This window comes from Bradyrhizobium sp. AZCC 1577 (genome assembly GCF_036924575.1).
GTDB lineage: Bacteria > Pseudomonadota > Alphaproteobacteria > Rhizobiales > Xanthobacteraceae > Bradyrhizobium.
Genome location: NZ_JAZHRQ010000001.1, coordinates 1,304,693 through 1,316,883 on the forward strand (window position 1 = coordinate 1,304,693; position 12,191 = coordinate 1,316,883).

Annotated in this window: 12 protein-coding genes; 5 read left to right on the top strand and 7 right to left on the bottom strand. The window is 61.9% G+C overall.

The features are described from left to right. Window positions 1-67: 67 nt before the first annotated feature. Window positions 68-550 (bottom strand): CinA family protein, encoded by a 483-nt coding sequence (locus V1278_RS06010; RefSeq protein WP_334365303.1) that lies wholly within the window; start codon window positions 548-550, stop codon window positions 68-70. Between the two features lie 138 nt (window positions 551-688). On the opposite strand from V1278_RS06010, the gene V1278_RS06015 reads away from it, so the two are divergent. The 3 genes from V1278_RS06015 to V1278_RS06025 are packed head-to-tail and all read left to right on the top strand — an operon-like array spanning window position 689 to window position 3,287. After that, entirely contained in the window at window positions 689-1,768 is a 1,080-nt protein-coding gene (locus V1278_RS06015; RefSeq protein ID WP_334365302.1) for an amidohydrolase family protein, read from the top strand. After that, window positions 1,765-2,874, top strand: a complete 1,110-nt coding sequence (locus V1278_RS06020) for an amidohydrolase family protein (RefSeq protein WP_334380012.1) — start codon at window positions 1,765-1,767, stop codon at window positions 2,872-2,874. The genes V1278_RS06015 and V1278_RS06020 overlap by 4 nt, the downstream gene beginning before the upstream one ends. Next, a complete protein-coding gene (locus V1278_RS06025) occupies window positions 2,874-3,287 on the top strand; it encodes a Rieske (2Fe-2S) protein (RefSeq protein ID WP_057860734.1) in 414 nt (137 codons plus the stop codon). The genes V1278_RS06020 and V1278_RS06025 overlap by 1 nt, the downstream gene beginning before the upstream one ends. 201 nt (window positions 3,288-3,488) lie before the next feature. On the opposite strand, the gene V1278_RS06030 is transcribed toward V1278_RS06025, so the two are convergent. Next, complete coding sequence (locus V1278_RS06030) at window positions 3,489-4,145, bottom strand: DUF1326 domain-containing protein (protein ID WP_334380013.1); 657 nt, start codon at window positions 4,143-4,145, stop codon at window positions 3,489-3,491. Between the two features lie 51 nt (window positions 4,146-4,196). After that, the gene (locus V1278_RS06035) at window positions 4,197-5,078 is read right to left on the bottom strand and encodes an MBL fold metallo-hydrolase (protein WP_334365299.1); all 882 of its coding nucleotides are present in this window, start codon (window positions 5,076-5,078) and stop codon (window positions 4,197-4,199) included. Window positions 5,079-5,403: 325 nt separating this feature from the next. Between V1278_RS06035 and V1278_RS06040 the strand changes: the two genes are divergently transcribed. Next, on the top strand, window positions 5,404-6,429 hold the full coding sequence (locus V1278_RS06040) for an AraC family transcriptional regulator (RefSeq protein ID WP_334365298.1): 1,026 nt from the start codon (window positions 5,404-5,406) through the stop codon (window positions 6,427-6,429). 340 nt (window positions 6,430-6,769) lie between these two features. Continuing rightward, entirely contained in the window at window positions 6,770-7,360 is a 591-nt protein-coding gene (locus V1278_RS06045) for a DedA family protein (protein WP_334365297.1), read from the top strand. Window positions 7,361-7,423: 63 nt separating this feature from the next. Here V1278_RS06045 and tcuB read toward each other — a convergent pair whose 3' ends face one another. From tcuB to V1278_RS06065, 4 genes are all read right to left on the bottom strand, one after another. After that, window positions 7,424-8,530, bottom strand: a complete 1,107-nt coding sequence (tcuB, locus tag V1278_RS06050) for a tricarballylate utilization 4Fe-4S protein TcuB (RefSeq protein ID WP_334380014.1) — start codon at window positions 8,528-8,530, stop codon at window positions 7,424-7,426. 34 nt (window positions 8,531-8,564) lie between these two features. Next, window positions 8,565-9,596: an esterase gene (locus tag V1278_RS06055; RefSeq protein ID WP_334380015.1), complete on the bottom strand. Its 1,032-nt coding sequence runs from the start codon at window positions 9,594-9,596 to the stop codon at window positions 8,565-8,567. A gap of 67 nt (window positions 9,597-9,663) precedes the next feature. After that, entirely contained in the window at window positions 9,664-11,055 is a 1,392-nt protein-coding gene (gene tcuA / locus V1278_RS06060) for an FAD-dependent tricarballylate dehydrogenase TcuA (protein ID WP_334384114.1), read from the bottom strand. A 194-nt stretch (window positions 11,056-11,249) separates the two neighbouring features. Next, window positions 11,250-12,149, bottom strand: coding sequence for a transcriptional regulator GcvA (locus V1278_RS06065; protein WP_057841145.1), 900 nt, complete (start codon window positions 12,147-12,149; stop codon window positions 11,250-11,252). Window positions 12,150-12,191: the final 42 nt, after the last annotated feature.

Below are 12,191 nucleotides of genomic sequence, written 5' to 3' on the forward strand. Positions count from 1 at the left end.
CCGTCGAACAGCGTGTCTCAAAAAATCGCCGCGGCGTATGGGTCCCTGCGTTCGCAGGGACGACGTGTCACCTGGACAAATTCTCCAACAGCAAATTCAACGCCGTGCTCGCAAATTGCTGCATGTTCGCCTGTCGGTCGCCGCTCCCAGTTTCCAGCGTGAACACTTCGTTTTGCGGACCCGCTACCGCCATGCAGCTATGGCCCGCGGCATCGCCGTAGCGGTTGCCGGTTGGTCCCGTCGCGCCGGTTTCCGACAATCCCCAGTCGGTCGCAAAGCGCTGGCGGACTTGGGCGGCGAGCAATTTCGCGTATGGTTCGGACGCCGAGCGGATGCCCGTCATCGCCTCGTCCGGGATATCCATCAGCAGCCGACGCGCGTCGCGGGTATAGACCACGGCGCCGCCGAGGAAATAGGCCGATGCGCCCGGCACCGACAATAGCGCCGCCGAGATCAGCCCGCCGGTAGAGGATTCCGCCACCGAAATCGTCTGTTTCCGCGCGATCATTTGGGTCGCGATCTTTTCGGCGATCGTAACAAGCTCTTTCATTTCAACTCCTGCGCGTAGCCACTTGCCAGTCATGTCCTCCTAGCACAGGAGGTTCACGTTTGCCGAGTTGCGGCACGCGGGCCGCCCTGATTGAATGCCTCAAACAACTGCGTCGACGCGGCCATACGAGGAAACACCATGACGTCGCCGATCGCGGGTGGCGTGGACTGCGACCTGCATCCCGCCGTTCCGCATCTGACCAGCCTGTTGCCCTACATGAACGACTACTGGCGCGACCAGGTGACGACCCGCGGCATGACCGATCTGGTCTCGCAATCCTATCCCACCCATTCGCCGATCTCGTCGCGGCCGGACTGGAGGCCGGCGCAGGGCAAGCCGGGCGCCGATCTGGCCGACATGCAGAAGCAGGCGCTCGACCGGTTCGGCGTTCGTTTCGGCATCTGTAATCCGCTCTACGGCGTGCAGATGGTGTTCTCCGAGGACATGCAGGACGCGTTCTGCCGCGCGCTGAATGACTGGCTGGCCAAAGAATGGCTCGACAAGGACGATCGGCTGCGCGGCTCGATCGTGATCCCGACGCAAAGCGTCGAGAAGTCGGTCGCGGAGATCGAACGCTGCGCTGAGGATAAGCGCTTCGTCCAGGTGCTGATGCTGGTCATGGGCGACATGCCGCTCGGAAAACGCGCCTACTGGCCGATCTACGCCGCCGCCGAACGGTTGGGCCTGGCCGTCGGCATCCATGCCGGCAGCGCCTATCACAACCCGCCGACATCGATCGGTTGGGGCTCCTACCACATCGAGGATTACGTGGCCCAAGCGACCGCGTTCCAGACTCAGCTCACCAGCCTGATCGTCGAAGGCGTGTTCGCGCGCCATCCGAATCTGAAAATGGTGATGCTGGAATCAGGCTTCACCTGGTTGCCGGCCTATCTCTGGCGGCTGCACAAATTCTGGCGCGGCATTCGGATGGAAACGCCGTGGGTCGATCGCGCGCCGCTGGAGATTGTGCGCAGCAACATCCGCTTCTCGCTTCAGCCGGTAGATGCGCCGCCGGATCCCGCAACCCTGAACCGCCTGTTTGACCATATGCAGTCGGACGAATTGCTCCTATTCTCGACCGACTATCCGCACTGGCAGTTCGATGGCGACGAGGTGCTGCCGCCGGGATTGTCGCCCGATCTGGTGCGCAAGATTATGATAGATAATCCACTCGCGACCTACGGCCGGTTGGAATTCGCGAAGGAGACGACGCCATGAATGTGCAGTTCCGCGACCGTCCGGAGCCCGCATCACCGGTCAGCCTCAAAACCGCGATCGCCGATTGCGATATCCATCCGGCGCGCGCGACCGCGACCGAACTCTATCCCTTCCTCGCAAAACGCTGGCACGAACACCTCGAGGCCTACGGCAAGCAGGCCTATCACGGCATGATGGAGGGCCCGCCCTATCCGAAGGCGCAGCCCAACGCCTCGCGCCGCGATGCCTGGCCGCCGGAAGGCGGGCCACAGGGCTCCTCGCTGTCCTTCATGCAGAAACAGCTTCTCGATCCCTACAATGTAGCACTCGGGGTGCTCAATCCGCTCGCCAGCGGGCAGGGCCTGCGCAACCAGGATCTGGCCGGCGCGATCTGCTCCGCGATCAACGACTGGCAGATCGAGAAATGGACCAGCAAGGACAAGCGTCTGAAGGCCTCGATCGTCGTTCCCAATGAGGACGGTCCTGCCTCGGCCGTCGAAATCCGCAAGCGCGCGGGCGATCCGAATTTCGTTCAGGTGCTGCTGCTCTCGCGCAATGTCGAACCGCTCGGCCAGCGCCGCTATTGGCCGATCTACGAGGCCGCGCACGAGATCGGGCTGCCGGTCGGCGTCCACGCCTTCGGCTTCGGCGGCAATCCGCTCACGCCGTCCGGCTGGCCGAGCTTCTACATCGAGGAGATGGTCGGCCACTCGCAGTGCCAGCAGACCGCGCTGGCGAGCCTCGTGCTCGAAGGCGTGTTCGAGCGGTACCCGAAACTGAAGATGGTCATGATCGAGGCCGGCTTCGGCTGGGCGCCGTCACTTAGCTGGCGGCTCGACAAGACATTTGAGAGGCTGCACAGCGAGGTGCCGCATCTCAAGCGAAAACCGTCGGAATATATCCGCGACCACATCTGGTGGACGACGCAGCCGATGGAAGATCCGGAGCGCCGCGATCACCTGTTCCAGACCATCGAATGGATCGGTTGGGACAAGCTGCTGTTCGCCACCGACTACCCGCATTGGGACTTTGATGAGCCGTCGCGCGTCCTGCCGGCCGGCGTCAGCGATACCAACCGCGAAGCGTTCTATCTCGGCAACGCCAAGAAGCTGTACGGAATTTCTTGATGGTTCGGCACGTCATTGCGCCGGTGGACGAATTGCCGCCGGGGACACGAAAATTCCTCGACATCGACGGCCGGCCGATCGCGATTTTCAACATCAAGGGCGAGTTCTTCGGCCTGCTGAACCGCTGCCCGCACCAGGGCGCGGCCCTGTGCGAGGGCCCGTTGATTGGCCTCGCGCAATCCTCCGACCCCGGCGAAATCGAATACACAAAACTCGGCGAAATCATCCGCTGTCCCTGGCACGGCTGGGAGTTCGACATCCGCACCGGGCAGTCCTATTGCGACCCGAAACGCTTCCGCGCCCGCGCCTATCCGGTCAATGTCGAGCCGGGATCAGCCGTGGTGAAGGGACCGTATGTGGCAGAGACCATCGCGGTCTCGGTGGAGAGCGATTACGTGGTGGTGGATTTGTGAGGCGCTCTGCTGGAAACCATTTCTCGATCAAGCAAAGCTGTCCTGAGTTTTCCAACCCGACATGTTCTGGAAATGCCGCCACTTCCACTTTTGACCCAATACAGAGTCTCCAGCGAGTGAGCGTTCAAAGCGTCTCCGGAGTCACGCTTCCAGAACGGTAACGCTGGCGTCATTCACGGGAGCGCGCGGTCATGTGCCAAGCTATTTCGTGAGCCTTGATCTCTCCCTGACCAAGCCATCCTGATTGAAGTGGTGAACACAAAAGTGCGCCCATGAATCGTCGAACGCCATTTCCATGTCACCTGTGACCGACGTGGTACCTAGCCCGACTTCTGCGTAGGTAAACTCGAAACTGCCACTAGGACGCGCAAGCGCAATGTGGAATGGTTGACCAGTAAACTCGTCGATCTTCGGCCTGCCGATGCTCCGCATGACGCCGGGTATCTCTACCCTTGCGGTTCTGAGTTCCAAGTCCGCATCGAGATCAATCGGCAGGAACAACGTCTCGCAAAATTCCGAGCATGTGGACGCGAATACGGCGAAAAGATTGCTCAATGGTTCGCATGCCTCGCCTGAGACGATCGTTTCAAGCGCGATCCGTTGAGCTTCATCCGCACGCTCGTCGATAACGATCTGGCGCCGGCCGTTTCCGTCCTTGATTTCGCCAGGCCACTTGTACAGCGCCGCCCAGTTCAAGCCTGAGAGCGGCGTATCGTTGAAGTGGCCCTCGACGATGGTGCCGACGAAGGCCGACTGACAATAGCCGTGGGTACTCGGCAAGTTGAACTGGCAACCGCAATTCATAGCGCAGTTGCAGTTGTCATAAGTCTCGCTCTTGAACAGCCATTGATCAGTCATCTCACTGCGCCTTCCGAAAGCGATGACGCTCAACGTGACTTTGCGCGAACTTCAGGTCGGAACGAAGCGATAGGCGCCGTCCTTGCGCTCGACGAAGCCCGTGCCAGGAAATGGCAGGTGCGCGCCGATCAGCCGGCGCTTATCGATGACGAGTCGATCAAGCAGGCGTAGGCGGGTCGAGATGCCGCGATCGGGCTCATGGTCGGCTGGCACCGGCCACGACGGATGCTGGAACGAGATCACAGCGTGCGTAAGCGCGTCCGCAACGACGACGAGACCATCCCCACCGGCGATTTCGACCGAGATGTGGCCCTGCGTATGCCCTGGCGTATCGATGACCTGGACGCCACTGACGATCTCCTCGCCATCCCGTACCGTCCTTATCTTGTCCTTGACGTGCGAGAAATGGTTCTTGGCGCCATTGATGATGCGATCGCTGGTTGCCAACACTGGCGGCAACCTTCGCATCACATCCGGGCTGGCCCAAAGGTTCCATTCGGCGGCCGAAACGAGATAGCTCGCATTCGGATAGATCGGGTTGTCATTCGCGTCGAGGATGCCCCAGAGGTGGTCGGGATGGCCGTGGGTCAGAACGATCTTGGTCACGGCCGCAGGTGGGATGCCGGCAGCTTTGAGATTCTCCGCAAGCTTTCCCGCCGTGGGCTGGTGGCGCGGGCCGGTGCCCGTGTCGACCAGGACCACATCGGACTGGCTACGGATCACCGCGACAGTGTTCACGAGCTGGAGCTGTTCGCCGGTTTGTCCGGCTGCGTTCAGGGCGGCTTCGCGCTCGGCGGGCGGAGAGTCCGGCGTCACCAGGAAGCCCGCTGGAAGGAAGAAATGGCCGTCGCTTACGACCAGAGTCTCGAGGCTGCCTGATTTGTGGACCGGTACCGTATGGACGGCTGCCCTTGTCGGTCGCAGCGAAGACACGCACGCGGCTGCGGCCAGAGCCGCTGCAGCCGATTCACCCAGAAATTGGCGCCGAGCTATTCTGTGAACATGCCCTGCAGTCACGACGCTTCCCTCCTTGATGGGCCACTCTGTCGATAGGCACCGCCCCATTGGGCGCGAAGCTTAACTGGCGCATTTGGGTGCTAGATATCCGATTGCCGCGAGGGCCTATCCGCAAGGCGCGTAAATCGCCTCCGGGAACCAACGATCATTATCCAAAAACTGCAAGAATGATCGGAACATTGCCGGCCCCGGTGCCCATGCCCCGGTATGCGTGGTATGTTCGATCAACACGGAGGCGAGCATGCAGCTTGGCACAGCGCCGCTTCTGGAGCAGCTCCCCATCTTCCACAGCCGCAATGTGGAAGAAACCGGTGCATTTCTGCGCGCGAAAGGCTACCGCTTCGACATCGCAGCGCGGCAGGCCCGCCAGCTCGATGCGCGCCTCAACGGCGTTTACATGCCGGGCTTCTACGTGGGTTACGTGCAGTACGGCGGCGCATCGGTCGTCCTGTCTCCGAGCCCCGCCCGCACGGACACCTGGATCCACCTGCCGCTTCGCGGGCAACTTGAAGCTACCATTGGCCATGACAACATCGTTTGCAATCCGAACCTCGCCACGATCATCTCGCCGATGCGCGAGAGTTGTCGGCTGGTATCGGAGGCCGATAGCAGCCGCATCCAACTGTCTTTGACCAAATCCAGCCTTACCGGTCAGCTTGCCGCCCTACTCGGCGAGCCACCAACCGCCCCCCTCGACTTTGCGCCCACCATCGACCTCGCCGCGGGGTACGGCCGCAGCCTGGCACGCTACGTGCTGATGGCCGTCGCGGACCTGGAACAGGCGGGATCGGTGCTCTGGAGCCCGACGACGATGAGCCAATTCGAGCAGTTCATTATTACCGCGCTGCTGCTGTCGCACCCCCACAATTACAGCAACGCGCTGCGACGTCTCGAGAGGCCGGTTGCGCCGCGTGACGTGAAGCGTGCGGTCGACTATATCGAAGCCCACCTCGACCAGGCAGTCACAGTGGCCGACCTCGTTACGGCGACCGGCGTTGCGGGCCGAACACTCTATATGCACTTCAGGGATTTCAAGGGCGTCTCGCCGATGCGCTACCTACGGAACGCCCGCTTGAGGCAAGTTCGCCAAGCCTTGCTGCGAGCCGATCCGGAAGCGAATGTCACCGACATTGCCATGAGCACGGGGTTCACCCACATGGGCCGGTTCTCAGTCACGTACCGCACGCACTTTGGAGAAAGTCCTTCGGAGACGCTGAGAGGTCAGACGCAGCAGCTTCGGAAGCAACTGAAGTTTGGGAAGCTCTAGGCCAGCAATGCGTTTTGCTGAGTTCAGTCGATCCACCAAGGCAGCCGAGTAGTTTCGTGCTGAGGTCTCCTTCTGGCACATCGGGTCATTTTGCTGTGCTCTGGAATTTGGTCGCGATCGGGGCATGGTGGACATCGATCAAGCCGCACCGATCAAGCTCGATTAATGGGTGCGCGTCCTAACCCGTTGTACGGCCCGCCTCACTTGCAAACACGCTCGGCGTGCAAGCTGGCGGCTGTGGGTATGCCCACTGGCTTCCTTGTCCTTCGAAGTGCTAGCGTTCAACCCGAACCCGCTAATCGGGGGAATATTCATATGAACCAGTTTGGGCGGGCTTACATTGCTGTTTCCGACGGACCTCACCTCGTTCCTCGACATCATACGCCAACACGGCGATGTGGCCTACAGTCTCATGTTTGCCTATGCGGCCTCGCATAGCCTGCTGCTAGCGCTATTTGCGGGCTACGCGGCGCACTCGGGTGCGCTGGGTCTTGGCCCGCTCATCGTGATGTGCTGGTTCGGCAGTTTCACCGGCGACGTCATTCGCTTCTGGATCGGGCGGCGTTATGGCGCCCGCCTGCTCGATCGTTTTCCGCGGTTCGAACGACCCGTGCAGACCGTCGTCCGCCTGACGGACCGTCACTATGTCTGGATGATCCTGTTTCATCGTTTCCCGCACGGCATCCGCGGGCTTGCGGGGTTTGCCTACGGGATATCGCGGTTGCCCTGGTCGACTTTCCTTGCGCTCAACTTCGTTGCGGCTGGTCTTTGGTCCGGCGCCGTTGTCTCGGCCGGCTATGCCTTCGGTCAGTTCTCGGAGAAGTCGATCAACAATGCCTCTTCGGGCCTGGGTATCGTGATGTTGGTCGCATTCCTCGGCCTGTCCTGGTTGCTCAGCAGGAAGCTCGATCAGATCGTGGAACGGTACTGACGCTAGACGCTAGCGCTGAAGGCCCACAAGAAGCCGCTGAGCCGTTGGCTCGCAATGACGATGTCAGACATGCTCCATCTCCCGCCGCTCCATCGCATAGCGCACCAGCGCGGCGAAACGATAAATGCCGTGCACGAACTTGCCATAGGGCATGGTGACGAATAGCGAAAACACCACGCCGAGATGCAGCGCCAGCAGCGGTCCCATCGCTGCCGTCTCGCGCAAGATCAGCAGCGCCATGCCCGTGAGACTCGTCAGGAGCAGCATCGCGATGAACGCGACATCCATGCCGTAACGCGCTTCATCGACCAGGATGGAATCGCGCTTCCATCGTTCAGCGAGTAAACCGATCGGCCCGATCAACAGCCCGATGCCGCCGAGCGTGCCGAGCACCACGGGCAGATCCCACCACGGATACGGCGCCTCGCGCGCCAGCAGATAGTGATAGAGCGTTGCGACGCAGGTCGAGGCAAAGCACAGCGCAAAACCGTAGAAGGTGAGGTGATGATAGAGCCGGCGGCGGTCGGTCGGACGGTCGTCCTCGTTGAAGCAGCCGACGCCGCCGCCGTCGAGATAGCGCAGTTCGCCGGCGTCGCGGATGGCCTGCATCAGCGCGCGTGCATCGGTCTTCATGCCGATGGGCTCGCCGATGTCGCGCCAGAAGGCGCGCACGCCCATCGCCAGCGCTGCGATAGCGTAAAGGAACGCCGCGCCGAACAGGGCTGCCATCGCATTGTGCGGCATCAATTTGTAGAACGCGCCCGGCCCGGTATGCGTGCCAAACAGCACCTGGCGATCGTGTAAAGCGGCGAAGCCGAAAATGAATGCAGCAACGCTGAGCGCGGCAACGAGGCTGATGAGAAGTCCGTTGCGTGCGAACGTGCCCGCGAAAGCGCGTGGCCATGCATAGGCCGCATAAGATTCCGCGCGCGCCACCGCAAGCGTCCTCGGCACATTGACGTTGAATTCGTGCGGCGGCGAGAACTGGCAATCGGTGTAGCAGGCGCCGCAGGCGTGGCAGAGATTGGCGAGATAATTGAGATCGCCGTCGGAGAAAGCACGGCGCATTTCCATCGCCGGAAACACTGCGCAGAGCCCCTCGCAATAGCGGCAGGAATTGCAGACCGTCATCAGGCGGTCGGCTTCCTCCAGAATCTTCGTTCCGTGCATGACGTGCTGCTTCCTGCCCTCGCGGCCAACCCGGTTATTTCGTCAACCCCTTGCCCTCCAGCCACTTCTGGATCAGGGCGGCGACCTCGGCGTTGTTCTTGTCCATCATCACCATGTGCGAATTGCCCTTGATGCCTGCTTGCGGCAGATCGACGACATCGACGCTGCCGCCCGCCGCCTTGATCGCGTCCGCAAACGCAAGGCCGTTGGCGCGAATCTTCGGCCAGCGCGAATCCTTCTCGATGTAGTCGCCATAGACGATCAGCGTCGGAATGTTCTTCAGCACGTCGATCTTGGCGGGATCGCCGACGCCGGCCGGCTCGATCGCAATCAGCGCCTTGACCTTGTCGGGCCGCGCCTGCGCCACCTTGAAGCCAAAACTGCCGGCCTGGCTGTGGAACAGGATGACGGAAGGGCCGACGCGGTCGATCTCGGCGATATAGGCGGCGATGATGGCATCGTCGGTGGTGGTCCAGCGCGGCACGTTCTGCTTGACGAAATTCTCGTAGCCTTCGTTCGGAAACTGGCTGCCCGGCATCAGCTTCCGCTTGGCCGGATCGGGATTGTAGGAGCCGACGCCGTCGCCGATCCGAAACCGCTCGAACGGATTGGCTGTCGTGAGGAATACCGGCTCGCTCTTGAAGATATCTGGGTATTGCGCCCAGCCGGCGCGGCCGCGCTCGACCGCGTCGGAATTGTAGACGGCCCAGCCCTTGCGCAGAAAATAGTTCAGCCAGCCCTCGCGCCCGTCGGGCGTCGTCTCGTAGGTGACGCCGGTGAGCCCGCCGCCATGCCACATCAGAAGCGGATAGGCGCCCCTTTCGTTCGCGGGCAGAAAATACTGCACATACATCTGCTCGACCTGATAGGTGCCGTTGGGATCGACTTTTGCCGGCACACCGCCGGGGGTGAAGGTGACTTCCTTTACCGGCTTGCCTGAAATTTCGACCAGCCGGCCGCCGACATGGAACGAACCCATGTCGCGTAGCGCGATCGGCTCGGCGGCGTGGGCCAGCGTCGCGTTCATCAGAACGACTGCAGCAGTAGTGATCGCAAGCCGCATCACAAGTCCTCCCTTCGTTGTTCTCTCCCTCTACCCGCAAAGGGCGGGGCGAGGTAAACCGAGCGCGTGTCTAATTCCGCGCATTCTTCGCCGCTTCCCGTCCCGCGACCCGACCGAACACGCTGCCGATGGTCATCCCGATACCGGCCGCATAGCCCTTGCCGAGTACGTTGCCGGCCATGATCTCGCCGGCCGCGAACATGTTGGCCGAAGGCGTGCCGTCCTTCATCACCATGCGCGCCTGCCTGTTCACGCGGGTGCCGAGATAGGTGAAAGTGATGCCGGGCCGCACCGGATAGGCTAGGTAAGGCGGCGTCTCGATCCGGCGCGCCCAATGCGTCTTCGGCGGCGTGATGCCTTCAGTGCGGCAATCGTCGAGGATGGTGTGATCGAACGTGCCGGGCTTAACCGCGGCGTTGAATTCGGCGATGGTCTTCTCCAGCGCCGCCGGATCGAGCTCGAGCTTGGTGGCCAACTCGGCAATACTCCCGCCCTCGAGCGGCGGAAACAGCGTCGGCATAAAACTGTTGCGAACGGATGCATCGAACACAATGTAGGCGATCTGGTCCGGTTGCGCGGCCACAAGCCGCCCCCAGATCGCGTAACGCTTCGGCCAGATATCCTCGCCCTCGTCGTAGAAGCGCTCGGCGTGCTTGTTGACGACGATGCCGAACACGACCGAGTCGTGGCGGGTGATGATGCCGCCGTCGAATTTCGGTGCGCGAGCGTCGATCGCAACCGCGTGGCATTGGGTGGGATCGCCGATGTCCTGCACGCCCTTGTCGAGCAGCATTTTCAGGATCGAGCCGCGGTTATAGGGTGTGCCGCGGATCAGGAAATTGTCCGCCGCCTCGCCCCAATATTCCTTCAGCCATTCGATATTGGCTTCAAAGCCGCCGGCGGCGGCGACCAGTGTGGAAGCGCGGATTTCGCTCGTGCCGTCGATCGGCTGCTTCAGCTTCGCCGACAGGAACATGCCGTGCTCGATATCGAGGTCGATCACCTCGGCATCGTAGACGATTTCGACGCCGAGTTTTTCCGCGGTGAGATAGAGCGCGTTCAGCATCGCGCGTCCGCCGCCGAGGAAGAACGAGTTGGTGCGGCCGAGGCTCAGCGTGCCGCCGAGCGAGGGTTGCCAGCGCACGCCCTGTTCGACGATCCAGTTCAGAATGTCCTTGGACTCCCTGATCATGAATTTCGCCAGTTCCTCGTCGGTCTGACCGCCGGTCAACCGCAACAGATCGTCCCAGAACTCCTCTTCCGTGTAAGGCCCGGTGAGAATGTCGGTCGCGGCATCGTGCGCGCAGCGCATGTTGCGGGTGTGGCGGGTGTTGCCGCCGCGATAGAACTTCGGAGCGCCTTCCAGCACCAGCACGGAAGCACCTGCGCGCCGGGCGCTGATGGCGGCGCAGAGAGCGGCGTTGCCGCCGCCGATCACCAGCACATCGAACTTGACTGTCAAATCGGCCATGCGCTCTTGTTGTCGTTGTTGGCCTCAAAAATCAAACCGGCGCTCGGCCAGGCAAATCCATCCGCCCGCGATTTTCTAGCCTGATGCAGCGGCCGCGTCACGCCTCTCGTGCGCCTGCATCAGTCGTCAGCATGGCCGCATGCGACGATGTCGCATGCACCTGGCCATGCGGAATATCTGCACGCTCAGGCGCGGTTCTGAACGGAGGCGAGCAGCCATTGCCGGAAGGCCGCGAGCTTTGGCGGATCGGCTCTACCCGCCGGCGAGACCAGATAGAAACCGGCATCGACCGGGAAAGCCATCTTGAAGGGAACGACCAAGCGTCCCTTGGCGATGTCCTCCTGCACATAGGCGGTGCGGCCCATCGCAACGCCGAGGCCGTCGATCGCGGCCTGCACCGTCATGAAGATCATGTCGAAAGTCACGCCCGGCTGTTTCGAAAAATCGGCCGGCAGCCCGGCCGCCGTCAGCCACAGCCGCCAGTCGTCGCTATTCGCGTTGCTGGTATGCAGCAGCACGTGATCGCGGAGGTCTTCGGGGCATTTCAGTGGCTTGTTCCCCTTGAGCAGCGCCGGACTGCACACCGGAAAGAGTTCGTCCGCCATCAGCCAGTCGGCGCGAACGCCAGGCCATTGGCCGCGGCCGTAGCGGATCGCGGCATCGACCTTGTCGCGCTGGAAGTCGACGAGGTTGATCGAGGTCGTGATGCGAACGTCGATCCCCGGTTGCGCTTCCTGAAAGGCCGTGAGGCGCGGCAGCAGCCATTTGGCGGCCAGCGAGGCCAGCGTCGACACCGTCAGCACATGGTCGTCATCTTTGCGCAGCAGTCGATCGGTCGCGAGCCGGAGATCGTTGAAGGCGGCGCGAATGCCGGGAAGGTAATCCTGCGCTTCCGCCGTCAGCGTCAGCGAGCGGTTCTGACGGACAAAGAGGCGAACCCCCAGCTCTTCCTCCAGCCGCTTGATCTGGTGACTGATCGCGGTCTGCGTGACGTTCAGCTCGGAGGCGGCCTGGGTGAAGCTCAGATGCCGGGCGGCTGCCTCGAAGGCGCGCAGACCATTCAGCGACGGCAGTCTGCCGGTCATTCCCGATTCTCCCCTTCACATGAGTTTATATCATCCGAAACG